This window comes from Virgisporangium ochraceum (assembly GCF_016863655.1).
GTDB classification, from domain to species: Bacteria; Actinomycetota; Actinomycetes; order Mycobacteriales; family Micromonosporaceae; genus Virgisporangium; species Virgisporangium ochraceum.
Genome location: NZ_BOPH01000024.1, coordinates 112949 through 139091, shown reverse-complemented (window position 1 = coordinate 139091; position 26143 = coordinate 112949). Strand labels below are relative to the sequence as shown.

General features: G+C 69.9%; 24 protein-coding genes. 20 read left to right on the top strand and 4 right to left on the bottom strand.

Annotated elements, in window-relative coordinates; all coding sequences use genetic code 11:
* Positions 1 to 49 precede the first annotated feature (49 nt).
* The 3 genes from Voc01_RS11445 to Voc01_RS11435 are packed head-to-tail and all read left to right on the top strand — an operon-like array spanning position 50 to position 2681.
* Positions 50 to 1258, top strand: coding sequence for a cysteine desulfurase-like protein (locus Voc01_RS11445; protein WP_203927314.1), 1209 nt, complete (start codon positions 50 to 52; stop codon positions 1256 to 1258).
* Positions 1255 to 1692, top strand: coding sequence for an organic hydroperoxide resistance protein (locus Voc01_RS11440; protein ID WP_203927313.1), 438 nt, complete (start codon positions 1255 to 1257; stop codon positions 1690 to 1692). The genes Voc01_RS11445 and Voc01_RS11440 overlap by 4 nt, the downstream gene beginning before the upstream one ends.
* The gene (locus tag Voc01_RS11435) at positions 1689 to 2681 is read left to right on the top strand and encodes an NADP-dependent oxidoreductase (RefSeq protein WP_275423705.1); all 993 of its coding nucleotides are present in this window, start codon (positions 1689 to 1691) and stop codon (positions 2679 to 2681) included. Before Voc01_RS11440 ends, Voc01_RS11435 begins: the two co-directional genes overlap by 4 nt.
* Before the next feature lie 149 nt (positions 2682 to 2830).
* Here Voc01_RS11435 and Voc01_RS11430 read toward each other — a convergent pair whose 3' ends face one another.
* A complete protein-coding gene (locus tag Voc01_RS11430) occupies positions 2831 to 3346 on the bottom strand; it encodes a hypothetical protein (RefSeq protein ID WP_203927312.1) in 516 nt (171 codons plus the stop codon).
* Positions 3347 to 3551: 205 nt separating this feature from the next.
* Between Voc01_RS11430 and Voc01_RS11425 the strand changes: the two genes are divergently transcribed.
* Positions 3552 to 4556 (top strand): helix-turn-helix transcriptional regulator, encoded by a 1005-nt coding sequence (locus tag Voc01_RS11425; RefSeq protein ID WP_203927311.1) that lies wholly within the window; start codon positions 3552 to 3554, stop codon positions 4554 to 4556.
* Between the two features lie 37 nt (positions 4557 to 4593).
* Here Voc01_RS11425 and Voc01_RS11420 read toward each other — a convergent pair whose 3' ends face one another.
* Together Voc01_RS11420 and Voc01_RS11415 are read right to left on the bottom strand one after the other, a co-directional pair.
* Positions 4594 to 4749, bottom strand: a complete 156-nt coding sequence (locus Voc01_RS11420; protein WP_203927310.1) for a hypothetical protein — start codon at positions 4747 to 4749, stop codon at positions 4594 to 4596.
* Positions 4750 to 5004: 255 nt separating this feature from the next.
* A complete protein-coding gene (locus tag Voc01_RS11415; protein ID WP_239160119.1) occupies positions 5005 to 6405 on the bottom strand; it encodes an aminotransferase class I/II-fold pyridoxal phosphate-dependent enzyme in 1401 nt (466 codons plus the stop codon).
* Between the two features lie 316 nt (positions 6406 to 6721).
* Between Voc01_RS11415 and Voc01_RS11410 the strand changes: the two genes are divergently transcribed.
* The 14 genes from Voc01_RS11410 to Voc01_RS11345 all read left to right on the top strand — a co-directional run bounded on the left by Voc01_RS11410 (position 6722) and on the right by Voc01_RS11345 (position 22353).
* On the top strand, positions 6722 to 7561 hold the full coding sequence (locus tag Voc01_RS11410; protein ID WP_203927309.1) for a nitrilase-related carbon-nitrogen hydrolase: 840 nt from the start codon (positions 6722 to 6724) through the stop codon (positions 7559 to 7561).
* A gap of 28 nt (positions 7562 to 7589) precedes the next feature.
* On the top strand, positions 7590 to 8996 hold the full coding sequence (gene hydA, locus Voc01_RS11405; protein WP_203927308.1) for a dihydropyrimidinase: 1407 nt from the start codon (positions 7590 to 7592) through the stop codon (positions 8994 to 8996).
* Positions 8997 to 9006: 10 nt separating this feature from the next.
* Positions 9007 to 10491: a CoA-acylating methylmalonate-semialdehyde dehydrogenase gene (locus Voc01_RS11400; RefSeq protein ID WP_203927307.1), complete on the top strand. Its 1485-nt coding sequence runs from the start codon at positions 9007 to 9009 to the stop codon at positions 10489 to 10491.
* Between the two features lie 3 nt (positions 10492 to 10494).
* On the top strand, positions 10495 to 11496 hold the full coding sequence (locus Voc01_RS11395; RefSeq protein ID WP_203927306.1) for a TIGR03842 family LLM class F420-dependent oxidoreductase: 1002 nt from the start codon (positions 10495 to 10497) through the stop codon (positions 11494 to 11496).
* Positions 11493 to 12356, top strand: a complete 864-nt coding sequence (locus Voc01_RS11390; protein ID WP_203927305.1) for an ABC transporter permease — start codon at positions 11493 to 11495, stop codon at positions 12354 to 12356. Before Voc01_RS11395 ends, Voc01_RS11390 begins: the two co-directional genes overlap by 4 nt.
* Positions 12353 to 13135, top strand: a complete 783-nt coding sequence (locus Voc01_RS11385; protein ID WP_203927304.1) for an ABC transporter ATP-binding protein — start codon at positions 12353 to 12355, stop codon at positions 13133 to 13135. Before Voc01_RS11390 ends, Voc01_RS11385 begins: the two co-directional genes overlap by 4 nt.
* A complete protein-coding gene (locus Voc01_RS11380) occupies positions 13132 to 13896 on the top strand; it encodes an ABC transporter permease (protein ID WP_203927303.1) in 765 nt (254 codons plus the stop codon). Before Voc01_RS11385 ends, Voc01_RS11380 begins: the two co-directional genes overlap by 4 nt.
* A gap of 23 nt (positions 13897 to 13919) precedes the next feature.
* A complete protein-coding gene (locus Voc01_RS11375) occupies positions 13920 to 15053 on the top strand; it encodes an ABC transporter substrate-binding protein (RefSeq protein WP_203927302.1) in 1134 nt (377 codons plus the stop codon).
* Between the two features lie 220 nt (positions 15054 to 15273).
* Entirely contained in the window at positions 15274 to 16590 is a 1317-nt protein-coding gene (locus Voc01_RS11370; protein ID WP_203927301.1) for an extracellular solute-binding protein, read from the top strand.
* The gene (locus tag Voc01_RS11365; protein ID WP_203927300.1) at positions 16587 to 17543 is read left to right on the top strand and encodes a carbohydrate ABC transporter permease; all 957 of its coding nucleotides are present in this window, start codon (positions 16587 to 16589) and stop codon (positions 17541 to 17543) included. The genes Voc01_RS11370 and Voc01_RS11365 overlap by 4 nt, the downstream gene beginning before the upstream one ends.
* Positions 17543 to 18364: a carbohydrate ABC transporter permease gene (locus Voc01_RS11360; protein WP_203927299.1), complete on the top strand. Its 822-nt coding sequence runs from the start codon at positions 17543 to 17545 to the stop codon at positions 18362 to 18364. Before Voc01_RS11365 ends, Voc01_RS11360 begins: the two co-directional genes overlap by 1 nt.
* A 6-nt stretch (positions 18365 to 18370) precedes the next feature.
* Positions 18371 to 19594, top strand: a complete 1224-nt coding sequence (locus tag Voc01_RS11355) for an ABC transporter ATP-binding protein (protein WP_203927298.1) — start codon at positions 18371 to 18373, stop codon at positions 19592 to 19594.
* A 58-nt stretch (positions 19595 to 19652) separates the two neighbouring features.
* Entirely contained in the window at positions 19653 to 20951 is a 1299-nt protein-coding gene (locus Voc01_RS11350) for a DUF4032 domain-containing protein (protein ID WP_203927297.1), read from the top strand.
* 124 nt (positions 20952 to 21075) lie between these two features.
* Complete coding sequence (locus Voc01_RS11345) at positions 21076 to 22353, top strand: NAD(P)/FAD-dependent oxidoreductase (RefSeq protein ID WP_203927296.1); 1278 nt, start codon at positions 21076 to 21078, stop codon at positions 22351 to 22353.
* On the opposite strand, the gene Voc01_RS11340 is transcribed toward Voc01_RS11345, so the two are convergent.
* Positions 22311 to 22586 carry a CD225/dispanin family protein gene (locus Voc01_RS11340; RefSeq protein ID WP_203927295.1) on the bottom strand — a complete coding sequence of 92 codons (276 nt, stop codon included), beginning with the start codon at positions 22584 to 22586 and terminating at the stop codon, positions 22311 to 22313. The two genes, Voc01_RS11345 and Voc01_RS11340, sit on opposite strands and share 43 nt — an antisense overlap.
* 200 nt (positions 22587 to 22786) lie before the next feature.
* Between Voc01_RS11340 and Voc01_RS11335 the strand changes: the two genes are divergently transcribed.
* Positions 22787 to 24379: an alkaline phosphatase D family protein gene (locus Voc01_RS11335; protein WP_203927294.1), complete on the top strand. Its 1593-nt coding sequence runs from the start codon at positions 22787 to 22789 to the stop codon at positions 24377 to 24379.
* A gap of 139 nt (positions 24380 to 24518) precedes the next feature.
* Entirely contained in the window at positions 24519 to 26108 is a 1590-nt protein-coding gene (locus Voc01_RS11330; RefSeq protein WP_203927293.1) for an alkaline phosphatase D family protein, read from the top strand.
* Positions 26109 to 26143 lie beyond the last annotated feature (35 nt).

Genomic DNA, 26143 nt, shown 5'->3' with positions numbered 1-26143 from the left:
GTCGAAGCCTGAGACGCCCGGCACCCTACTCGCGGGTTAAGTTGAGCCCATGGGGTTCGACGTCGAACGGGTCCGGGCTGCCTACCCGGCGCTCGCCGAAGGTTTCGTGCACTTCGATGGCGCGGCGGGCACTCTCGTCGCCCGGGGCGTCGCAGACGCCATCGCCACCACTCTGACCACCGCGGTCGGCAACCGCACCACCGTGTTCGAGGCCGGACGCCGGTCCAACGTGATCGTGGCCGCTGCCCGCGACGCCGTCGCCGACCTGGTCAACGGCGATCCGGCCGGCGTCGTGTTCGGGCCGAGCGCCACGGCGCTGACGTACCTGGTCGCGCGCACGCTGTCCACACAATGGGAACGCGGCGACGAGGTCGTCGTCTCCCGGCTCGACCACGACGCCAACGTGCGGCCCTGGGTGCAGGCGGCCGAGAGGCGTGGCGCCACCGTGCGCTGGGCGGAGTTCGACCCGGCGACCGGCGAGCTTCCGGTCGAGCAGTACCGGAGCCTCGTCACCGACCGGACGAAGATCGTCGCCGTCACCGCCGCCAGCAACGCGATCGGCACGCGACCCGACGTCGCGGCGATCGCCGACGTGGCGCACGCCGTCGAGGCGCTGGTCTACGTCGACGGCGTGCACTCCACGGCACACGTGCCCACCGACATCGAGGAACTCAGGGCCGACTTCTACGTGACCAGCGCCTACAAGTGGTCCGGCCCGCACCTCGCCGCCTGCGTCGCGAAGCCGCAGGTCTGGGAGCGGATGCGGCCCGACAAGCTCATGCCGTCGCCCGACACGGTTCCCGACCGGTTCGAGTTCGGCACGCTCAGCTTCGAGCTGCTGGCCGGCGTCACGGCCGCGGTCGACCACCTCGCCGGCCTCGCTCCCGGAATCGCACAGACCCGGCGGGACAAAGTGGTCGCCTCGCTGACAGAGGCGCACGCATACGCGTCCCAGATCTTTGAAAAACTCGTCAGTGGGCTTGAAAGGATCGAAGGGGTCACGGTTCTGCCGGCGCCGCCGGGCCGTTGCCCCACGGTCTCCTTCCGGGTGGACCGGGAAGCGCCCGCGACCACCGCGACCGCCCTCGGTGACCAGGGCATCTGCGTCTACTCCGGCGACTACTACGCCTACGAGTACTTCCAGTCGACGGGCCTGCGCGACAGCGGTGGCGGCGTGCGGGCCAGCGTGTACCACTACAACACCGCCGCCGAGGTCGATCGGCTTCTCCAGGCCGTGGCAGAGAGGGCACATTCATGAAGGTCCTGTACACAGCGGAGGTGACCGCGACCGGCGACGGCCGCAACGGGCACGTCACCTCCACCGACAAGCTGATCGACGTCGACGTCGCCCGACCGGTCGAGATGGGTGGGACCGGCGGGGCCACCAACCCGGAGCAGCTGTTCGCGGCGGGGTACTCGACGTGCTTCCACTCGGCGCTGCGCCGGGTCGCCCAACTGGCGGGGGTCGACGTCACGGGGTCGCAGGTCACCGCGCGGGTCGGCATCGGCGCGATCGGCGAGGGCCGGTTCGGGCTGACGGCCGCGCTCGACATCGCGCTGCCGGCCGTCCCGCGCGACCAGGGCGAGGAGCTGGTGCGCAAGGCACACCAGGTGTGTCCGTACTCCAACGCGACAAGAGGCAACATTGACGTGACCGTCACGCTCGTCGACTCCGCCGAGGTCACGCCGTGAGGGAGGTACGGCTGGTCTCCCGCCCGGTCGGCATGCCGACCGCGGAGAACTTCGAGCTGGTCGAGGTCGACCTGCCGGAGCCGACCGACGGGCAGGTCCTGGTCCGGAACCACTTCATGTCCGTCGACCCCTACATGCGCGGCCGCATGAACGACGTCAAGTCGTACGTGCCGCCGTTCGAGCTGGGCAAGGCGATGGAGGGCGGCGCGGTCGGCGAGGTCGTCGCGTCGGCGAACCCGGCCCTGGCCGTCGGCGACCTGGTACTGCACAACCTGGGTTGGCGGGACGTCGCGCTGGTCCCCGACAAGGGCGCACGCAGGATCGAGGCGATCGAGGGCGTGAGCCTGTCGGCCTACCTGGGGGTTCTCGGGATGCCGGGCCTCACCGCGTACGTCGGCCTGCTCGACATCGCCGAGTTCAAGCCCGGCGACGCGGTGTTCGTGTCGGGAGCGGCGGGCGCGGTCGGCAGCGTGGTCGGGCAGATCGCGAAGGCGCGGGGTGCGTCGCGCGTGATCGGAAGCGCCGGGACCGCGAGCAAGGTGGCCTGGCTACGCGGGATCGGCTTCGACGCCGCGTTCGACTACCACGAGGGACCCGTACGCGCCCGCCTCAAGGAAGCCGCCCCGGACGGGATAGACGTCTATTTCGACAACGTCGGCGGTGAGCATCTGGAAGCGGCGATCAGCGCGCTGAGACCGTACGGCCGCGTGGCGATGTGCGGCGCCATCAGCGCCTACAACGCCACCGACGCGCCGCCCGGTCCGAACAACCTGTCTCTGGCGGTGGGAAAGCGCCTCACCTTGCGCGGCTACATCGTGAGCGACCACAACCGGAGAATGAAGGACTACCTGCCGGAGATGTCCACCTGGCTGGCCGAAGGCAAGGTCCAGTGGCAGGAGACGGTCGTCGACGGCCTGGAAAACGCGACGGAGGCCTTCCAGGGCCTCCTGACCGGCCAGAACACCGGCAAAATGGTCGTCAAACTCTAGCTACCCGCGCCACCCCGTCCAAGCTTTTCAGAGCGCGACACGAAGCACGCAGCTAAACCACGACGGATTTCGGGCGGACCAACTCGCGGAGAGAAGCTCGACGCTTTACTTCCGGAGCGAGTTGGTCCGCCCGAATCCAAAAGCACGCACTAGTTGCGAGCGTAAGGGTTCGTGTCGTTGTCGCCGTAGTGAACCGTGTCGGCCACACCGTCGAAGTCGGTGTCGGTGACCGTACGGTCAATGTTGCCGTCCTCGTCCGGGTCCGACTGGACCTGGTCCACCCGACCGTCGAAGTTGCGGTCGAAGGCCGCCAGGTCGAGCTGCCCGTCGCCGTCGGTGTCGGCGGCGGCCGCGTCGACGTAACCGTCCTCGTTGGTGTCGGCGTAGACCCGCTCGGGGCTGCCGTCCTCGTTGGCGTCGACGTAGGCGGTGTCGAGGGCGACGCCACCGTGCTCGTCGGTGTATACGGCCTCGGGACGCCCGTCGCCGTCGGCGTCGGTGGCCGCGATGTCGGCGTAGCCGTCGTGGTCCACGTCGGAGACACCGAGCTGCGAACCGTCGGTGAACTGCGCGACGATCGTGTGGTCGTGCGGCTCCTCGTACGTGGGGGCGTCGGTGCCGTAGTCCTCGCCGCCGGTCGTTCCCGGGTCTTCGTACTCGCTCATGCCATCTCCAGCTTTCGTGGTGGGATGGCGGTGTCTCGGGTCGTGCCGCCATCGTGGTGCTGTCGGAAAGAGTACGGAGCCTAGCGGTCCGGAAAGATCCCACGTTCGTGCCACCTCGCCCACCCTGGTGGACCACACCGACCGTGACACTCCGGTGGATCACGGTCGGCTTCCGAGCCTTCGCTTTGTGTCGCAGAATGAGGTGATGACGGGCGATCCGGAGCGGGCCGAGCGGGACTCGTACACCTCCGGATGGCACCTGGCCGACTACGGCAACAGCTCGCTCTCCGAGGTCAAGAGCCTGTGCCAGACGTACTTCGGACTCTCCGTCGTCCCGGAGCTGCCCGAGGCGCGGCTGCTCTACTGGTTCCGGGCCGGCCGGGTGGGCGCGGTCACCGTCGGTGAAATGCGGTTCGGTGACGAGGTGCGGCTGCTCCGGCCGGACTCGCCGGACGTGTACCTCGTATATGTGCCGCTGACCGGCCGGATGACGACGGAGCACGCGGGGGTGGTCGCCGCGGGGTCGGTCAACCGCGCCGTCGTGCACCGGCCGTGCGGGCCGGCCACCGTCGACCGGATCCGGCCGTTCACCACGGTGCTGGTCGTCCGGCTCGAACGGGCCGCGGTGGAGCAGCACCTCCAGACCGCGCTCGGCCGGTCGGTCGGCGGCGTGGTCGAGGTGGCGCCGTGGCTCGACCTCACCACCCGGCGGGGACGCACGTGGCTCGGTCTCATGCAGTTGACGCTCGACGACATCGTCGAGCCCGACGGCGCGGCCGCCGACCCCACGACGGCGGCCCGGTTGGCCGCCGGCGCGATCGCCGCCTTCCTGTCGGCGGCCGACCATCCGCACCGCAAGGAGCTGATCCGGCCCGAGCGGTACCGGTGGCCGCGCCCGGTGCGGAGGGCGATCGAGGCGATGCAGGCCGACCCGGCGTACCCGTTCACGGTCGCCGACCTGGCCCACACGAGCGGCGTCGGCGTCCGCGCGCTGCAGGCCGCGTTCCACCGGACCACCGGCACCTCGCCGATGTGCTACCTGCGCGACCTGCGGCTGGCCCGCGCCCACGGCGACCTGCGCAGCGCCCGTCCCGACACCGAGACGGTCGCCGACGTGGCCCACCGGTGGGGGTTCAGCCACCTCGGCCGGTTCGCCGCCGCGTACCGCCAGCAGTTCGGCGTGGCGCCGTCGGTCACCTTGCGTGAGTGACGGTTCGTTCTTGCCTCAGCCGCCGCGGTCGTGCGCCTCAGGTGCCGGGGTCGTGTGCCTCGGGTGCCGGGCGGGTGGTGACGGGTCGCCAGTCGGCCGGGGCGCGTTCGTCGCGCTCGGGTCCCCGCGCGCCGGTCTCCCCGGACGGGTGCACCACCGGCAGGTGACGCCTACGCGCCCTACGGTCAGTCACGACGTCGACGCTAGGCCGGCCCACGGCACCGGTCCATCCGTTACGCGTCGCTCACTATCCGTGCGGCGTGCTATTTCATGCGCACGGTGCGTGATCTGACACTTGACGGATCGGCATGTGTCGGGCGGGGCGGGTGCCTCAGGCGCGGCCGCGTGGTCGCGTGGCTGGGCGCGGAGGGTGGGTGTGCCGGGCGCGGCGCGTGGCCGCGCGGTTGCCTGGGCCGGGCGCGGAGGGTGAGCTGCGTGCGGCGGTCGGTCAGCGCCAGCCGCGTGGGTGGGCGTCGGCGCGGCGTCCACTCGCCTTGGTCTCGGCGCCGGCCGCCGCGGCGAGGAGGTCGGCGAGCTCGTCGAAGCCCTCGCGGACCAGCCCGACCGTGATCCGCACGTGGTCGGTGGACAGCGGCGTGACCATGAACGGCGCGCCCGGCGCCACGGCCACCCCGTGCGCGGCCAGGGACAGCATCGCCACCTGTTGGTCGGCGACCTCCATCCACAGGTTGATGCCGTCGGCGGCGGTCGCGGTGACCCCGCGCGCGGACAGCGCCGCGAGCATCGCCTCCCGGCGTCGGGCGTACTCGGCGCGCGCCGCGGCGATGCCGGCCACGGTCTCCGGGTCGGTGAGCAGGTCGACCAGCACCGCCTGGAGCAGCCGGCTGGACCAGCCCGGCCCGAGCAGCCGCCGGTCGGTCACCGGGTTGATCACCGCGGCGGGTCCGCCGACGGCGGCGAGCCGGAGGTCGGGACCGTGGCTCTTGGAGAAGCTGAGGATGTGGACGGTGTTGTCCGGCAGCCACGAGCCGAGGCTGACCGGCGGCGCCGACGCGATGTCGCCGGCGTGGTCGTCCTCCACCACGAGCACCGACGGGTGCTCGCCGAGCACGATCGCGAGCGTCGCGGCCCGGTCGGCGGTCATGCTGCCGCCGGTCGGGTTGTGGGCGCGCGGCTGCAGGTAGAGGGCGACCGGGCGGTGCGCGTCCAACGCGTCGGCGAGCGCGTCGGGACGCATGCCGTGACCGTCCACAGGTACGCCGACCACGACGGCGCCGACCTGGTCGAGCAGGTCGAGCATCGGCGGGAAGGCCGGGTTCTCCACAAGCACGTGATCTCCGAAGCGAACAGTGTTCGCGGTGATCCGGTCGACCGCGTCCAGCGCGCCGTCGACCACGGTCAGCCGTTCGGGCTCGAACGGGAACCGTTCCCGGAGCACTGCTTCCAGTGCGGGCAGCACGGGGTCGTCGAGGTAGCTGGTGGTCAGGCGCGCGTCGCCGACGCGGCGCATCGGCTCGGCGAGGTGGGGAAGGAGGTCGTGGTCGGGGACGCCGGTGGAGAAGTCGCGGGGGAGCGTGGCGGGTCGGGTGGTGACGCGCGCGTAACGCAGCCGCTGGCGCGGCACCGGTGGGGTGAGCACGAACGTGCCCGACCGGCCGCGGGTCTGTATCGCGCCGGCCCGGGCCAGGCTGCGCCAGGCCTCGCTGACGGTGGTGGGGCTGATCCCGAGCTCACGCGCGACGTCGCGGACGGTCGGCAGCCGGGACCCGGCGGGCAGCGCACCGGTCGTGACAAGCCGGCTGACGGCGGCGGCGACCCCGCGGGCACTGCGGTCGTCGACCGCGGCGGTGATCAGATGCAGCACGTCGGCCCCGGCGCCGAGGCCCATGCGCGCGGTGAGGGTGGCCCGGTGAGCCAGGCCTGTGGAGCGGGTGACTCGGCGCCCTCGACCCGCGGAACCCGTCGCTCGAAGGCCCGGCCAACCCGAGCCGGAACCCGTCCTCCCGGAGCGGGCGGCGCCGACGTTCGGACACACGGAGCGAGCGGCGACGTTAACGCCGCCGAAACTCCCCGTTCCAAATCTCCGAACACATTCACACCATTGTCCGCCTAGAGTTGTGTCACTAGAGTCCTACGCCATCCGACCTTCCGAAACAAGGGCAGGTCGGTAGCCGTGACACCTGATCAGGAGAGGACCGGCAGCCATGGCAGATGTCGTTCGCGCCGCACTCGTCCAGACGACCTGGACCGGTGACAAGGAATCGATGATCAAGGCACACGAGGAGTACGCACGGCAGGCCGCCGCGCAGGGCGCGAAGGTGATCTGCTTCCAGGAGCTGTTCTACGGCCCGTACTTCTGCCAGGTGCAGGACAAGGAGTACTACTCGTACGCGGAGAGCATCCCCGGCCCCACCACCGAGCGGTTCCAGGCGCTCGCCGCCGACCTCGGCATGGTGATGATCCTGCCGATGTACGAACAGGAGCAGCCCGGCGTCCTGTACAACACCGCCGCCGTGGTCGACGCCGACGGGAAGTACCTCGGCAAGTACCGCAAGACGCACATCCCGCAGGTCAAGGGCTTCTGGGAGAAGTTCTACTTCCGTCCCGGCAACCTCGGCTACCCGGTGTTCGACACCGCGGTCGGCCGCGTCGGCGTCTACATCTGCTACGACCGGCACTTCCCGGAGGGCTGGCGCGCACTCGGCCTCAACGGCGCGAAGCTGGTGTTCAACCCGTCGGCCACGCACCGCGGCCTGTCGTCGTACCTGTGGCAGCTCGAACAGCCCGCGTCGGCCGTCGCCAACGAGTACTTCATCGGCGCGATCAACCGGGTCGGCATCGAGGACCTCGGCGACAACGACTTCTACGGGACGAGCTACTTCGTCGACCCGGAGGGCAAGTTCGTCGGCGAGGTGGGCGACGCCCACAACCCCGAGCTGATCGTGCGCGATCTCGACTTCGACCTGCTGGCGACGGTCCGCGACCGCTGGCAGTTCTACCGCGACCGCCGTCCCGACGCCTACGACGACCTGACCAAGCCGTGACGCCCGCCGACCCGAAGTAAGGGGAACCATGACTCTGCTGATCACCGGCGGCACCGTCGTCGGCCCCGCCGGGCCGTACGCCGCCGACGTGCTCGTCGACGGCGAGACGATCGCCGCCATCTTCGCTCCCGGCAGAGGACCGGCCGAGGGCGTGGAAACCCTTGATGCGACGGGGAAGTACGTCATTCCCGGCGGCGTCGACGCGCACACCCACATGGAGCTGCCGTTCGGCGGCACGTTCGCCAGCGACACGTTCGACACCGGCACGCGCGCCGCCGCGCACGGTGGAACCACCACGATCATCGACTTCGCGGTGCAGCGCACCGGCGAGGTCGTGCAGGACGGGCTGGCCGCCTGGCACGGCAAGGCCGAGGGCAACTGCCACGTCGACTACGCGTTCCACATGATCCTCGGTGGCGTCGACGACGACTCGCTCAAGGCGATGGACCAGCTCGTCACCGACGAGGGCATCAGCAGCTTCAAGCTGTTCATGGCCTACCCGGGCGTCTTCTACTCCGACGACGGCCAGATCCTGCGCGCCATGCAGAAGGCGCGGGAGAACGGCTCGATGATCATGATGCACGCCGAGAACGGCATCGCGATCGACGTTCTGGTGCAGCAAGCGCTTTCCCGGGGTGAGACCGACCCCATCCACCACGGCATCACCCGCCCCACGCAGCTCGAGGCGGAGGCCACCAGCCGTGCCATCTGGCTGGCCGACGTGGCGAAGGACTGCCCGCTCTACATCGTGCACCTGTCGGCGAGCCAGGCGCTGGAACAGGTTGCGGCAGCGCGCAACCAGGGCCGCAACGTCTTCGCCGAGACCTGCCCGCAGTACCTCTACCTCACGCTGGAGGACCAGCTCGGCGCGCCCGGCTTCGAGGGCGCCAAGTGGGTCTGCTCGACGCCGTTGCGCAGCAGGCACGAGCCGCACCGCGCCGATCTGTGGCGTGGACTGAGGACGAACGACCTCGCCGTGGTCTCCACCGACCACTGTCCGTTCTGCATGAAGGACCAGAAGGAACTGGGCGTCGGCGACTTCTCGAAGATTCCCAACGGGATCGGCGGCGTCGAGCACCGCGTCGACCTGCTGTACCAGGGTGTCGTCGACGGCAAGCTGTCGCTCGCGCGGTGGGTGGAGACGATCGCCACCACGCCGGCCCGCATGTTCGGGCTGTACCCGCGCAAGGGCGTCATCGCGCCCGGGTCCGACGCCGACATCGTGCTGTACGACCCGAACGGGCGCACGCGCATCAGCGTGGAGACCCACCACATGAACATGGACCACTCGGCGTGGGAAGGCTACGAGATCGCCGGAAAGGTCGACACCGTGCTGTCGCGCGGCACCGTGGTCGTCGACTCCGCCGGCAACTACCACGGCCGCAAGGGCCACGGCCAGTTCCTGCGCCGCGGTCTCAGCGACTACCTCGTCTGAGGAGGGCGTCATGAGGCAGGTACACCACTGGATCAACGGCGTCGCCGTCCCCGGCACGGGTGACCGCAGGTTACCGGTCTTCGACCCGGCCACCGGCGAGCAGCAGGCGGAGGTCGTCGCGGCGACGGCCGCCGAGGTGCGCACGGCCGTCGAGACCGCGCTGTCCGTCTTCCCGTCGTGGCGGGCCGCGTCGCTCAGCCGCCGGGCCGAGGTCATGTTCCGGTTCAGGGAACTGGTGGACGCGAACCGCAAGGAGATCGCGTCGCTACTGTCCTCCGAGCACGGCAAGACGGTGGCCGACGCGGGCGGTGAGGTGGCGCGGGGGCTGGAGAACGTCGAGTTCGCCTGCGGCGCACCGCATCTGCTCAAGGGCGGCTACAGCGAGCAGGCGGCCGGGGGCATCGACGTCTACTCGATCAAGCAGCCGCTCGGCGTCGTCGCCGGCATCACGCCGTTCAACTTCCCGGCCATGGTGCCGATGTGGATGTTCTGCAACGCGCTGGTCGCCGGCAACACGTTCGTCCTCAAGCCGAGCGAGAAGGACCCGTCGGTCTCGCTGCTGCTGGCCGACCTCCTGCGGCAGGCGGGCCTGCCCGACGGCGCGTTCAACGTCGTGCAGGGCGACCGGGTGGCGGTCGAGGCGATCCTGGCCGACCCCGACATCCAGGCGGTCAGCTTCGTCGGCTCCACGCCGGTCGCGAAGCACATCTACGAGGCCGGTACGAAGGCGGGCAAGCGCGTGCAGGCCCTGGGCGGCGCGAAGAACCACATGGTCGTGCTGCCCGACGCCGACGTCGACGCGGCCGCCGACGCCGCGGTGTCGGCCGGGTACGGCTCGGCCGGCGAGCGGTGCATGGCGATCTCGGTGGTCGTCGCCGTGGGCGCGGTCGCCGAACCGTTGGTCGAGGCGATCCGCGATCGCATCGGTCGCATCCGTACGGGACCGGCGAGCGACCCCGACGCGGAGATGGGTCCCCTGATCTCGCGCGAGCACCGCGACAAGGTCGCCGGCTACCTCGCCGAGCCCGGACCGGCCGTGGTGGTGGTCGACGGGCGCACCGAGGAGATCAGCGCGAGCCCGGGCTTCTTCCTCGCACCGTCCCTTGTGGACAAGGTACCGACCGACTCGCCGCTGTACACCGACGAGATCTTCGGACCGGTGCTGTCGGTGACCCGGGTCGACACCTACGCCGAGGCGCTGAAGCTGGTCAACGACAACCCGTTCGGCAACGGCACGGCCATCTTCACCCGCGACGGCGGGGTTGCCCGTCAGTTCCAGTACGACGTGGTGTGCGGCATGGTCGGGGTCAACGTGCCGGTACCGGTACCCGTGGCGTACTACAGCTTCGGTGGCTGGAAGGCGTCCCTGTTCGGCGACCTGCACATGTACGGGCCCGACGGCCTGGCGTTCTACACCCGCACCAAGGTGGTCACCTCGCGCTGGCCCGACCCGGCCACCAGCGAGGTCGATCTCGGCTTCCCGAAGGTGAGATAGGCCATGGACTTCGGCGTCGTCTTCCAGTGCGACCCACCGGCGAGGGACCTCGTCACGCTCGCCCAGCGGGCCGAGCGGGCCGGTTTCAGCCACGTGTGGACGTTCGACTCGCACGTGCTGTGGCAGGAGCCGTTCGTCATCTACAGCCAGATCCTCGCCACCACCGAGAAGGTGGTGGTGGGGCCGATGGTGACCAACCCGTCCACCCGCGACTGGACGGTGACGGCGTCGACGTTCGCCACGCTCAACGAGCTGTACGGCAACCGCACCGTGTGCGGCATCGGCCGCGGTGACTCGGCGGTGCGGGTGCTGGGCTCCCGCCCGACGACGCTCGCCGAGCTGCGCGAGTGCGTCGAGGTGATCCGGGAGCTGGGCAACGGTCGCGCGGTCCGGCTGCGCGATCGCGACCTCCAGTTCCTCTGGGCGGCGGAGAGCCGGCTGGAGGTGTGGGTGGCCGCGTACGGGCCGAAGGCGCTTGCGCTGACCGGCGAGGTCGGCGACGGCTACATCCTGCAGCTGGCCGACCCCGACATCGCGGCGTGGATGATCGGTGCCGTGCGTGCCGCCGCCGAAAAGGCCGGCCGCGACCCGGCCGCCATCAAGTTCTGCGTGGCGGCGCCGGCCTACGTGGGCGACGACCTGGCGCACCAGCGCGAGCAGACCCGGTGGTTCGGCGGCATGGTCGGCAACCACGTGGCCGACATCGTGGCCCGGTACGGCAACGCCGGCGGGGGAGTGCCGCAGGTGCTCACCGACTACATCGCCGGCCGGAGGGGCTACGACTACGCCGAGCACGGCCGGGCGGGCAACACCCACACCGACTTCGTGCCCGACGAGATCGTCGACCGGTTCTGCCTCCTCGGTCCGGTCGAGGAGCACCTCAAGCGGCTGAACGAGCTGAAGGACCTGGGCGTCGACCAGTTCGCGCTCTACCTCCAGCACGACGCGAAGGAGTCCACCCTGGACGCGTACGGCGCTCAGGTTCTGCCAGCATTCTCCGCATGAAGTCACTCAAAGCCGCCATCGGCGTGGCGCTCGCGCTTGTCGCGGGCGTCGCGCTGTGGGAGGGGTACAAGGCGGTCGGTGACCCCGACGGCACGTCGGTCTTCGGGGTGCGGATCCTGCCGCGCACCGACGACGCGGCGATGCCGCACGTCCTCGACGTCCTGCGGCGCCTCGGCGAGCCGGAGCTCGCCGGTGGCCGTCCGGTGTGGAGGGTCGTCTTCGACGCCTGCCTGTTCACGCTCGGCATCACCGCGGTCGGCTTCCTGGTCGGCACGCTCGTGGGGCTGCTGCTCGCGGTGCTGATGCAGCGGTTCCGGGTCGCCGAACGGGGTCTCCTGCCGTGGGTGGTGCTGTCGCAGACCGTGCCGCTGGTGGCGTTGGCGCCGCTGGTGGCCGGCTGGGGCGGTGCGCTGTCGCTCGGCCCGTATCCGTGGCAGCCGTGGATGTCGGTGTCGCTGATCGCGGCGTACCTCGCGTTCTTCCCGGTCGCGGTCGGCATGCTGCGGGGCCTGCAGTCGCCGACCGCGATCGGGATCGATCTGATGCGCAGCTATGCCGCCGGCTGGTGGACCACGCTGCTGAAGCTCCGGCTGCCCGCCGCGACGCCGTACCTGTTCCCGGCGCTGCGTCTGGCCGGCGCGGCCGCCGTCGTGGGCGCGGTGGTCGGCGAGATCTCGACCGGGACACCCGGTGGCATCGGCCGGCTCGTCATCGAGTACTCGCGCGAGGCGACCAGCGACCCGGCCAAGGTGTACACGGCGATGATCGGCGCGGCACTGCTGGGGCTGGCCGTCGCCGGGTTCGTGGCTCTGGTGGAATGGCCCCTCACGCGTCACCGCCGGAGGGTCCTGCTGCCATGACAGCTGTCGAAGTCAGTGGAGTGTCGAAGGTCTTCAACAAGGGCCGGCCCGACGAGGTGTCCGCGCTGCACGACATCGACCTCGTCGTCGAGAGTGGACAGTTCGTCTCGCTGATCGGCCCGTCCGGGTGCGGCAAGAGTACGCTGCTGCGCCTGATCGCCGACCTGGTGCCGCCGACGTCGGGCACGGTCACCGTGGCCGGCAAGCCCGCCCGCCGGGCCCGGCTCGACCAGGAGTACGGGATCGCGTTCCAGCAGGCAGGTCTCTTCGACTGGCGCACGGTGCGGCGCAACGTCGAGCTACCGCTGGAACTGCGTGGCCAGAAGCGCGCCGAGCGGCACGCCCGGGCCGAGGAGATGCTGAAACTGGTGGGCCTGTCGGACTTCGCCGGGCACTATCCCGCCCAGCTCTCCGGCGGCATGCAGCAACGCGTGGCGATCGCGCGCGCTCTCGCGGTCCACCCGCCTCTGCTCCTGATGGACGAACCGTTCGGTGCGCTCGACGAGATGACGCGCGAACGCCTGCAGTCCGAGCTTCTGCGCGTGTGCGCGGCGACCGGAACGAGCACGGTGTTCGTCACGCACTCGATCCCCGAGGCGGTGTTCCTGTCCGACCTCGTGGTGGTGATGTCGGCGCGACCCGGCCGGATCACCGAAACCGTGAAGATCGACCTCGGTGACCGCACCGACGCGATCCGCCAGTCGCCCGGGTTCTTCACCGCGATCACCAAGGTGCGCAAGGCGTTGCGGGGTATGGAGACCGCGGAGGTCGACGCATGAGGTGGGTCCGGTCGGTGCTGCCGCCGGTGGTGGTCGGCGTCGCCGGGCTGGCCCTGTGGGAGCTGATCGTGCGGGCCGGCCGGATCGCGCCGTTCATCCTGCCGGCGCCGTCGGCGATCGGTGAGCAGCTGTGGCTCGACCGGTCGGTGGTGTGGGAGGCCGGCCTCGCCAGTGGCGCGAACGCGTTGGTGGGACTGCTGGTCGGCGCCGCGTTCGGTCTCGGGGCGGCGCTGCTCGCGAGCCGCGTCCGGTTGCTGGCCGAGGTGTCGGTGCCCGTCGCCGCTCTCGTGAACGCGCTGCCCATCATCGCGCTCGCGCCGATCCTCAACAACATGTTCGACTCCACCAGCAGCATTCCGCGCCGGATCGTGGTGGCGATCGTGGCGTTCTTTCCCGTGTTCGTGAACACCCTGCGGGGCCTGCGGGAGGTCCACCCCATCCACCAGGAGCTGATGACGAGCTACGCCGCGTCCGGCTGGACGTTCGCGCGGCTGGTGCGCCTGCCGGGTGCGCTGCCGTTCGTGTTCACCGGTCTGCGGCAGGCGTCGTCGCTCGCGGTCATCGCCGCCGTGGTGTCGGAGTACTTCGGTGGGCTCCAGGACGGCCTGGGCTCCCGGATCACCTCCGCGGCGGCGTTCACCGCCTACCCGCGTGCGTGGGCCTACGTGGTCGGCGCGTGCGTCCTCGGTCTGATCTTCTACATCGCCACGCTCGTGGCGGAACGCTTCGCGATGCCCTGGCGGCGCGGCCAGGCTTCCTGAAACCTCGACTTCGCGGAGGACCGATGACCAGATTACGTATGGCTTCCCTCGCTCTCGTGTCGCTGTTGGTGGTGACGGCCTGCGGCACGGCCGACCAGAACTCCGGTGCGCCGTCGACCTCGAACGGCGTGACCAACGTCAAGGTTCAGCTCCAGTGGTTCTTCCAGGCGCAGTTCGCGGGCTACATCGCGGCCGTGGAAAAGGGCTTCTACAAGGAGGAGGGGCTGAACGTCGAGCTGCTCGAGGGCGGCGTCGACATCGTCCCGCAGACCGTGCTCGGCCAGGGCCGCGCCGACTACGCGGTGGCCTGGGTCCCGAAGGCGCTCGCGTCGCGCGAGCAGGGCGTGCAGATCACCGACGTCGGCCAGTTCTTCGCCCGCTCGGGCACCTACCAGGTGGCGTTCGCCGGCAAGGGAATCACGTCGGCCAAGGACCTGAAGGGCAAGAAGGTCGGCAACTGGGGCTTCGGCAACGAGTTCGAGTTGTTCGCCGGCCTCACGAAGGCCGGCCTCGACCCGGGCAAGGACGTCACGCTCGTGCAGCAGCAGTTCGACATGCAGGCGCTGCTGCGCGGTGACATCGACGCCGCACAGGCGATGAGCTACAACGAGTACGCGCAGGTGCTCGAGGCCACGAACCCGAGCACCGGCAAGCTCTACCAGCCGAGCGACTTCGTGATCATCGACTGGAACAAGGAAGGCACCGCGATGCTGCAGGACGCGTTGTGGGCCAACACGACACGCCTCGGCGACAAGGCGTACCAGGAGACGACGGTCAAGCTGCTGACCGGCACCATCAAGGGCTGGGCGTACTGCCGTGACAACCCGGAGGAGTGCCGCGACCTGGTGGTGAAGAAGGGCTCGAAGCTCGGCGCCAGCCACCAGCTGTGGCAGATGAACGAGACCAGCAAGCTCATCTGGCCGTCGTCCAAGGGCATCGGGCTCATCGACGAGGGCGACTGGAACCGCACGGTCGAGCTGTCGCAGAGCACGAAGAACCAGGACGGCAAGACCGTCCTCACGAAGAAGCCCGAGGGCCAGGCCTTCACGAACGAGTACATCCAGAAGGCCATCGACAAGGCCAAGGCGGGCGGCGTCGACGTGACGGGCTCGTCGTTCAGCCCGAAGCAGGTGACCCTCAACGCCGGCGGCGCGTAGCCGCCCCTCGCGAGTCTGGGCCCCGGTACACGCGTACCGGGGCCCTTTCGCATCTACGCACCTAGGTGGATTTCGGGATCTTTACCACTGCGTTACGTCCGTCGAAGTGCGGGATCGCCGGTGCGAGCGCACAGTGAGGGAACTGCACGTATGAGTGCAGGCCCCGCCAGCGTCACCGGCTGGCGGATGCGCCCCACTCCCCGGGAGGTGCGTTTTGCGCATGAGCCATCCCCGGCCACGACAGAAACTGGCACTTTTTGTCGCGGCCCTCGTTGCCGCCCCCACTCTCGTCGCGTGCGGAAGCGACGACGGCGCCAACGTTCTCACGTTCTGGCAGAGCCCGGACTCCTCCGGCGTCGTCGGAAAAATCGTGGACCAGTGCAACCAGCAGGCGAACGGCCGCTACGTGATCCGGCGGGAGACGCTGCCGAACAGCGCCGACGCCCAGCGCGAGCAGCTCGTACGACGGCTGGCCGCCAAGGACAAGACGATGAACGTCCTCTTCATGGACGTCATCTGGGCGCCCGAGTTCGCCGAGGCCAAGTGGATCCTCCCGTTCGAGGGCGAGGACGAGGCGAAGGCGACCGACGACATCCTGCAGGGGCCGAAGGAGTCGGCCACCTGGAAGGGCAAGCTGTACGCGGCGCCGTTCTCGTCGAACAGCCAGCTGCTCTGGTACCGCAAGTCGTTGGCCAAGCAGGCCGGCATCGACCCGACCGCCGAGAACTTCACCTGGGACGACCTCATCGACGCGTCGTCGAAGATGCCCGAGAACTCGCGCTTCGTCGAGATACAGGCCAACCGGTACGAGGGCTACATGGTCTGGATCAACGGACTCATCAGCTCCGCCGGCGGCAGCATCCTCGAGAACACCGACGCCGGAACGAACGCCAAGCCGGGCGTGAACAGTGACGCCGGCCGCCGCGCCGCCGAGATCATCCAGAAGTTCGTCGACTCTCCCGCCGCGGACTTCGGTCTGTCCACGGCGATCGAGGAGACCACGCGCGCGGCGTTCCAGAACGGCAACGCGTGGGCGATGCTGAACTGGCCCTACATCTACGGTCTCGGCTCCGAGAACGCCGGCAAGGACGCCAACTTCAAGCCCATCTTCGAGGACTACGGCTGGGCCCGGTACCCGCGGGTCGACGCCAACACCCCGAGCGCACCGCCGATCGGTGGCGCGATGATCGGCGTCGGCGCGTACACGCCGGAACCCAAGCGCAAGCTGGCGTTCGAGGCCGCGGCGTGCATCACGTCGCCGGAGAGCCAGAAGCAGCGGATGGACACCCTCGGCGAGCCGGCCACGCGGGCGTCGATCTACGACGATCCCGGCATCCTCGCCAAGTACCCGTTCGCCCCGCTGATCCGTGACTCCATCGACCAGGCCGCCCCGCGTCCGCTCACGCCGTTCTACAACGACGTGACGATCGCGATCCAGCGCACCTGGCACCCGCCGGGCTCGGTGAACCCGAACAAGACACCCAAGGAGTCCAACGACCTCATCAGCAAGGCGTTGAAGGGCAAGGTGCTGATATGACGACCACCGCGCCGACCCAGGCGGGCGCTTCCGCTGAGCGCGACGACGCCGAGGTCGTCCAGGGCAAGCCGCCCGTCAGCGACCGGGAGCGGCACGAGAAGCGTCTCGGGCTGATGCTCGCCGGTCCCGCGTTCGCGCTCATGATGATCGTGACCGCGTACCCGGTGCTCAACTCGATCTGGTTGTCCTTCAACCGTTACACGCTCGCGGCGCCCGACGACCGCGAGTTCGTGTGGCTCAGCAACTACGTCACCGTCCTGTCATCTCCGTTGTGGTGGAACGACATGCTCACGACCGTCCTGTTGACGGTCTTCACGGTGGCGGCGGAGCTCGTGATCGGGTTCATCTTCGCCATGGTCATGCACCGGGCCATCTTCGGGCGCAGGACGGTGCGCGTGGCGATCCTGATTCCGTACGGCATCGTCACCGTCGTGTCGGCGTTCGCCTGGCAGTTCGCGTTCGACCCCACGGCCGGTTTCGTAAACTCGCTCCTCGGTACCGACAAGAACTTCTTCGGTGACCGGTGGAGCTCGCTGTTCATCATCTTCCTCGCGGAACTGTGGAAGACGACGCCGTTCATCTCGCTGCTCCTGCTCGCCGGCCTCGCGACGGTGCCGAGTGTGCTGGGCGAGGCGGCCGAGGTCGACGGAGCCACGGCGTGGCAACGGCTGTGGCGGGTGACCATCCCCAACATGAAGGCGGCGATCCTCGTCGCCGTGCTGTTCCGCACGCTCGACGCGTTCCGCATCTTCGACACGGTGTTCGTGATGACGCGCGGCGCCAACGACACGGAGACGTTGTCGTTCCTCAGTTACAACCAGATGATCAACCGGCTCAACATCGGTCTCGGTTCGGCGGTGTCGGTGCTGCTGTTCATCTGTGTGGTGCTGATCGCGGTGCTGTTCGTCAAGGGGTTCAAGACCGACATCGGCGCGGCGAGGGGTGAGCGGTGATGGAGAAGAAACAGCGGTGGTGGATCATCGGATCGATCGCCATCATCGTCTACACGGCGCTGCCGGTCCTGTGGATCATCAGCCTGTCGTTCAAGACGGGCGCCCAGCTCACCGACGGGAACTTCTTCCCACGTGACTGGAGCTTCGAGAACTACAAGGCGGTACTGGGCCAGGACCTGTTCACCTCGGCGCTGCGCAACTCGATCGGCATCTCGCTGATCGCCACCACGCTGTCGGTCGTCATCGCGACCCTCGCCGCGTACGCGATCGCCCGCCTGGACTTCCCGGGCAAGAAGCTGATCCTGTCGACGGCACTGGCGATCGCCATCTTCCCGGCGGTGTCGTTGATCGGGCCCATGTTCACGATCTGGCGCTCGGTCGGGCTGTACGACACCTGGCCGGGTCTGATCATCCCGTACATGTCGTTCTCCCTGCCGATGGCGCTGTGGACGCTGTCGGCGTTCTTCCGCGAGATCCCGTGGGAGATGGAGCAGGCGGCCCAGGTCGACGGAGCCACGGCGTGGCAGGCGTTCCGCAAGGTGATCGTGCCGCTGGCCGCACCGGGCGTGTTCACCGCCGCGATCCTGACGTTCTTCTTCTGCTGGAACGACTTCCTGTTCGGCATCTCGCTCACCTCGAGCGAGAACGCCCGTCCGGTACCGGCGGCGATGGCCTTCTTCTCCGGTGCGACCCAGTTCGAGCAGCCGTACGGCGCGATCGCCGCGGCCGCCGTGATCGTGACCATCCCGGTCGTGATCATGGTGCTGCTGTTCCAGCGCAAGATCGTCGCTGGTCTCACCTCTGGCGCAGTGAAGGGATAGCAAGAGATGGCTGCGATCACCATCAAGAACGTCAACAAGACCTATGCCGACGGCTTCAAGGCGGTCAAGGACGTCAGCCTCGACATCGCCGACGGCGAGTTCATGATCCTCGTCGGCCCGTCCGGCTGCGGGAAGTCGACGCTGCTGCGCATGATCGTCGGGCTGGAGGACATCACGTCCGGCGACATGATCATCGGTGACAAGCGCGTCAACGAGAAGGCCCCGCGCGACCGCAACCTCGCGATGGTCTTCCAGAACTACGCGCTCTACCCGCACCTGTCGGTGTTCGAGAACATCGCGTTCCCGCTGCGGCTGCGCAAGGCACCCGACGCGGAGGTGAAGGAGCGGGTCACCAACGCGGCGAAGCTGCTGGAGCTCACCGAGCACCTCGACCGCAAGCCGAGCCAGCTCTCCGGCGGCCAGCGCCAGCGGGTCGCGATGGGGCGGGCGATCGTGCGTGAGGCCGACGCTTTCCTCTTCGACGAGCCACTGTCCAATCTGGACGCCAAGCTGCGCGGCCAGATGCGCACCGAGATCCTGCGCATGCAGCGGCGGCTCGGCACCACGACCGTCTACGTGACCCACGACCAGACCGAGGCGATGACCCTCGGCGACCGGGTCGCGGTGCTGCGCAGGGGTGTGCTGCAACAGGTCGCGTCGCCACGGGAGCTGTACGAGCACCCGGTCAACCTGTTCGTGGCCGGCTTCATCGGGTCCCCTCCGATGAACTTCCTGCCCGCGGCGGTGCGCGGCGACCAGCTGGAGCTGCCGTTCCTCACGGTGCCGTTGACGCCTTCCGTGCGGGAGCGCATCGGCGACCGCACCCTGCTGATCGCCGGGATCCGGCCGGAGTACTTCGAGGACGCGTCGCTCGTCGAGGACAGCAAGCGCGACCGCGGCTCGGTCTTCGAGGTTCCGGTCGACGTGACGGAGTGGCTGGGCGACTCGCAGTACGCCTACATCCCGTACGAGGCGCCGGAGGACATCCAGGCCCAGCTGCGCGAGCTGGAGCAGGAGCTCGACAGTGAGCACCTGCGCACCCAGATGGTGGTGTCGCTCGACCCGATGAGCCGCATCCGCGACGGGGAAACCGCTTCCCTCTGGCTCAACCCGTCACGCATGCACCTGTTCGACCCGCGCTCCGGTGAGAACCTGACGCGCGACGAGGCGCCGGTGAAGCCGGAGGCCGCGGCGTCGGCCACACCGCCGGCACCGCGGACACCCGCATAGGATCGGATCCCGGGGGCCCCTGTCCGGGGGCCCCCGGGACTGCTTGAGGAGGCCTCACGTGCCAGCGCCTGCCCTTCGGCTGCGGGTGCCGTCACCCGGGCTACTCGCGCTTCCGTGGCTGGAGCCGCTGCGTGACTGGGACGCCACCGAGGTGCCGTTCCGCGACATCCCGGTCGGTCCCAGCCGTCACCTGGTCCGCTTCGTGGAGACCGACGGGGCGCTGTGGGCGCTCAAGGAGCTGCCGCAGCGCATCGCCGAGAAGGAGTACGCGGTCCTGCGTGACCTGGAGGCCCGGTCGTTGCCGGCCGTGCGGCCGGCGGGGCTGGTGGTGCAGCCCGACGAGGGCAACGCGATCCTGGTCACCCGGTATCTCGAACGCTCCTGGCAGTACCGGCGGCTGCTCATGCGGATCCCGCCGGAGCAGCGCGCCCACCGCGACCGCCTGCTCGACGCGATGGCGAGCCTTCTGGTGGACCTGCACCGCAACGGCGTCTTCTGGGGCGACTGCTCTCTCGCGAACACACTGTTCTCCCGCGACGGGCAGGTGCTCCAGGCCTGGCTGGTCGACGCCGAGACCAGCGAGATCCATCCACAGCTGAGCCGGGGCCAACGCCAGCACGATGTGGACATCCTGGTGGAGAACGTCGCCGCCGGCCTGTACGACCTGGCGCTCCGTCTCGACCAGTCCGAGGAGACGTTCGACTCGCTGGTCGACGAGGCCGCGAGCGTGGCGACCCGCTACGAGGCGCTGTGGGACGTGCTGCACGCCGAGCCGGTCATCTCCTACGACGAGCGGTTCCAGATCGAGGGCCAGATCCGCAAGATCCACGAACTGGGCTTCGCCGTCGACGAGGTCAACCTCCAGTTCACCGGCGACGGCACCCAGGCCCTGCAGCTCAAGCTCGTGGTCGCGGCGCGCCGCTTCCACGCCACCCAGCTGCAGAACATCACCGGCCTCGACGTAGGGGAGGGCCAGGCCAGGATCCTGCTCGCCGACCTGCGTGCCTACCAGGGCAAACTGCAACACGAGACGAACGCGTTCATCTCCGAGCAGATAGCGGCCCGCCGCTGGATGGACGAGGTGTTCACCCCGGGGATGGAGCGCGCCCACAAGGCGGTCGGCGGGGTGGGGGACCCGATCCAGGCATACTGCGACCTGCTGGAGGTCCGCTGGCTGCTGAGCGAACGTGCGGGCGAGGACGTGGGTGACCCGGTGGCGCTGGACGCGCTGTCGAAGAGCTCGGTCCCCCCTGACTCGGCGGCGAAGATGTTCGTGGCGGAGGCGTCGACGGGTCAGATCCGCGCGTTGACGCCGGGGGTCCTGGCGGAGCTGGACTCCGATCTCGACCTGGACTGAGGCCGCTCTCTTCCGGTCTCTTCCGGGGACGCCGCTCTCCTCTCGCGGGCGCCGCTCTCTGTGCGGTCCGCCGCTTGCGTCGCTTCGGCGGACACTCCGGCGCCATCGGCCTAGGGTGGTGCGGATGGTGGAGAACGCCGAGGTGGTGGTGATCGGGGCCGGGCTGGCCGGACTCGTCGCCGCACGCCGTCTGCGTGACGCCGGGGTCGACGTCCGGGTGCTGGAGTCGGCCGGGCAGGTGGGCGGGCGGGTGCGCACCGAGCTGGTCGACGGCTTCCGGCTCGACGTGGGGTTCCAGGTGCTGTGCCCGGCCTACCCCGCCGCCGCCCGCGAGTTCGACCTGGCAGCCCTCGACCTGCGCCCGTTCCTGCCCGGGGTGCGGGTGCACACCGACGACGGCAGCCACCTCCTGGCCCTGGCGCCGGCCGCGTTCCGCGACGGGTGGAAAGCGCTTGCCCACGGCCTGTTCGGTCCGAGCGACCTGCTGGCGCTGGCGGCCCTCAGCGGACGCGACCTGGTCGGCACCCGTGCGAAGGTGCGCGCCGACCGGTCCACCTACCGGGAGCTGCGCCGGTTGGGCTGTTCCAACCGGTTGATCAACACGGTGCTCGCCCCGTTCCTGTCGGGCGTGTTCCTGGAGGGCGAGCTCAGCACGTCCAGCCGCTTCTTCCACCTGGTGTGGAGGTCCTTCCTGCGCGGCGGCGCCGCCCTACCCGCGGCGGGGATGGGCCAGCTGCCCGCGCAGCTCGCCGCCCGGCTGCCCGTCGACACCGTGCGGCTGAACACGGCTGTGACCTCCGTGGCGCCCGGCGAGGTGCGCACGGCCGATGGCGCGCGCTGGTCGGCCCGCGCGGTGGTGGTCGCCACCGATGCCGATGCCGCCGGGAGGCTGGTTCCGGGAATCCGCGTGCCCGGCTGGAAATCGGTGACCACCTACTACCACGCCACGTCCGCCACGCTGGACGCAGAGCCCGTCCTGCGCGTCGACCCGACCGACGGGCTCATGGTGAACAGCGTGGTGATCAGCGCGGTGGCGCCGGCCTACGCGCCGCCGGGTACGAGCCTCGTGGCGACGTCCGTGCTCGGGGTTCCCTCCTCCGTCGACGAGACGGAGCGCCGCATCCGGGACCGGCTGCCCCGCCTGTACGGGCTGGGCGCGGACGAATGGACTCTGGTAAGCGCTTTCCCCGTGCCGCACGCGCTCCCCGCGATGCCGGCGCCCCACCCGCTGCGCGGCCGGGTCCGGCTCGACCGTGGGCTGTACGTGTGCGGTGACCACCGCGACACGAGCTCGATCCAGGGCGCGCTGGCCTCCGGCCGCCGCGCGGCGCACGCGGTACTGGCGGACCTGCGTCCGCGTTACCCGGAGCTGGTCGCCTGGGAGAACACGAACACCACATAGGCGATGTAAAGGGCGGTGGCCGGGATGCCGAGCGCGAAGCCCACGATGGTCCAGGTCTTCGCCGTCCTCAGCTTCGCCACGGTGTCGGCGTGGTCGTCCTGCTTCTCGGCCCTCATGGCCAGCGCGACGAAGATCACGGCAACGATGCCGGCCGGCTGGCACAGCAGCATCGCGGCGGCCGCCAGGCCGAGCCAGAGCCGGGTCTTCGCGTCAGGCCGGTCCACGTAGGTCATCGCACCTCCATGCTTGTCGATGGGTGCCGAGCATAGGGGCGCGCCGTGCCGCACGATGTACCCGTTGTCCGCCGTGGTGTGTGCCGTTGTCCGCGGTGGGGGTCGCCGTCGTCGGTTCACGATCCGTTCGCCGGCCCGGGGGTCGTCTGTTCACCGGTGCGGGGGTCGTCTGGTCGTTCCGGCCGCCATAGCATCGACGTATGTCGTTGCCGTACCCGCTCAGCCGTCGCCGGTTCGTCGCCAGTGCCGCCGGGGCGGTGGCCGGTCTCGTCGCCGGTCCCGCGCTCGTGGGCCCCGACGGTGCCCGTGCCGTCCCGCGGCCCGGTGCCATGCCGGCCCTGCCGGACGGACTCTTCGCGCTCGGCGTCGCCTCCGGCGACCCGGCACCCGACGGGGTGGTGCTGTGGACGCGACTCGCACCCGACCCGGTGTACGGCGTCGGGATGCCCGACGTCGACGTGCCGGTGCTCTGGGAGGTCGCCGACGACGAGGGTTTCCGCCGAGTCCGGTGGCGCAGGAAAGCGCTTGCCCGGCCGGCGCTGGGCCACTCGGTGCACGTCGAGCTGCGCGGGCTGGGGCCGAACCGGGAGTACTGGTACCGCTTCCGCGTCGGCGGGCAGGTGTCGGAGACCGGCCGGACCCGCACCGCGCCGGCGCCCGGCGAGCGGGTGCGCAACCTGCGGTTCGCGTTCGCCAGCTGTCAGGACTTCCAGGCCGGTCGGTACACCGCCTACCCGCACCTGGTGGCCGAGGACGTGGCGTTCGTCGCCTTCCTCGGCGACTACATCTACGAGAACACGCCCAACCCCAACGCTCCCCGCCTGCACGAGGGGACCGGCGAGCCGCTGACCCTGACCGACTACCGCAACCGGCACGCGCAGTACCGCACCGATCCGGACCTCAGGAAAGCGCATGCCTCGGTGCCGTGGATCGTCACGCTCGACGACCACGAGGTCGACAACAACTGGGCCGACGAGATCCCGCAGGACCCGGCCCTGCAGACGCCGGAGGCCTTCCGGGCCCGCCGGGTCGCGGCGTTCCAGGCGTACTACGAGCACATGCCGCTGCGCCGGTCGTCGATGCCGAACGGGCTCGACATGCGCCTGTACCGGCGGCTGTCGTTCGGGCGGCTGGCCAGCCTGCACGTCCTCGACACCCGGCAGTACCGCAGCGACCAGCCGGCCACCCTGGAGCAGGCCTACGACCCGACCCGGTCGATGACCGGCGAGGAGCAGGAGCACTGGCTGGTCCGCGGGATGAGCGACCGGCACGTCCGCTGGAACCTGCTCGCGAACCAGGTGATGTGGGCGCAGAACGACCGCACGGCCGGCCCGGCGCAGACCTTCGACCTCGACAACTGGGACGGCTACCGCGCCCAGCGTCGCCGGCTGCTGGAGTTCTTCGGGTCCGGCCGCACCACCAACCCCGTGGTGCTGACCGGTGACCGGCACGCCACCTGGGTCTGCGACCTCAAGCCGGACTTCGACGACCCCGCGTCACCCGTCGTCGGCGCCGAGTTGACCGGCACGTCGATCTCGACCGGTGGCGACGCGAACACGGCGAGCTTCCATGCCACCTACGACCCGATCATGGCCGAGAGCCCGCACTGGAAGTACATCGACAACCGGCGCGGGTACGTCGTCTGCGACGTGACCGAGGAGGCGCTGCACGCCCGCCTCCGGGTCGTCGACACCGTGCTGGCGCCGGAGGCCCGGGTGGCGACGGCCGCCAGGTTCGAGGTCGTCGCGGGGGTACCCGGTGTGCGCGTCCTGTCCGAGGACACGCCGGCGTGAAAGCGCTTTCCCGGCGACCGTCACGATCAGGCCACTCCGGCCTGCTCCGGCGGTGACACCCCGACCGTCACGAACGGTGACACCCCGGCCCGACCACCAAATCCAAGATCGACGGGCCTGGGATCAATAACATCGGCATATGCCGTTGTCCTATCCGTTGAGCCGGCGCCGGTTCGTGGCCCGGGCCGCCGGCGCGGTGGCGGGGCTGGTCGTCGGTCCCGCTCTGGTCGGACCGGAGGGGCAGAACCCGCGCGCCGTGCCGATACCGCGTCCGGTGCCGAAGCTGCCGCCGGGCCTGTTCACGCTCGGCGTCGCTTCCGGCGACCCGACCCCGGACGGCGCGGTGCTCTGGACCCGTCTCGCGCCCGACCCGCTCGCGGGTGGCGGCATGCCCGACGAGAACGTGCTTGTCGACTGGGAGGTCGCCGAGGACGAGCGGTTCAGCCGCGTCCGGCAGCGTGGGGTCGTGGTGGCCGAGCCGCGGCTCGGGCACTCGGTGCACGTCGAACTGGTCGGTCTGCGGCCCGGGCGCGAGTACTGGTACCGGTTCCGGGTGGGCGGAGAGGCGTCACCCATCGGCCGGACGATCACCGCGCCCGCCGCCGACGAGACTCCGCGCCGACTGCGCTTCGCGTTCGCGAGCTGCCAGGACTGGCAGGCCGGGTACTTCACCCCGTATCCGCACCTGCTCGCCGAGGACCCGTCGTTCGTGGTGTTCCTCGGCGACTACATCTACGAGAACGGGCCCAACAAGGACGCGACGCGGCTGCACGAGGGCATCGACGAGCCGTACACGTTGGCCGACTACCGCAACCGGCACGCGCAGTACCGCACCGATCCGGACCTCAGGAAAGCGCATGCCTCGGTGCCGTGGATCGTCACGCTGGACGACCACGAGATCGACAACAACTGGGCCGACGAGAGTCCACAGGACCCGAACCGGCAGACCCCCGAGGCGTTCCGGGCGCGCCGGGTCGCCGCCCTGCAGGCGTACTACGAGCACATGCCGCTACGTCGGGAGTCGCTGCCGCACGGCCTGGAGTCGCAGATCTACCGGCGGCTCGACTTCGGTCCGCTCGCGAGCCTGCACGTGCTCGACACCCGGCAGTACCGCAGCACCCAACCCTGGAACCTGGCCAGGGCCAACGATCCCACGATGACGATGACCGGCGCGCGGCAGGAGGAGTGGCTGGTGCGCGGCATGGGCGGTGGCGCGCGGTGGAACCTGTTGGCGAACCAGGTGATGTGGGCGCAGAACGACCGGGCCGCCGGCCCGCGGCAGGCGTTCGAGATGGACGCCTGGGACGGCTACCGGGTGCAGCGGCGACGGTTGCTGGAGTTCTTCGGGTCCGGCCGGACCTCCAATCCCGTGGTGCTGACCGGTGACCGCCACGCCACCTGGGTCTGCGACCTCAAGCCGGACTTCGACGACCCCGCGTCACCGGTCGTCGGTGCCGAGCTGACCGGCACGTCGATCACCTCGGGCGGCGACTACAGCCGCGTCGCGTTCCACAAGATGTTCGACCCCATCATGGCCGAGAGTCCACATTGGAAGTTCATCGACAACCGGCGCGGCTACTTCATCTGCGAGCTGACCGCCGACAGCCTGCAGGCGGCCCTGCGCACCGTCGACACGGTCGGGACCCCGGCCGCGAACGTGCTGACGGCGGCCCGGTTCGAGGTGCTGGCGGGGATTCCGGGCGTGCGGCTGGTCAGCACGGCGGCCTGACGGCGTGCGAATGGTTCATACCGCTGCGTGCGGCC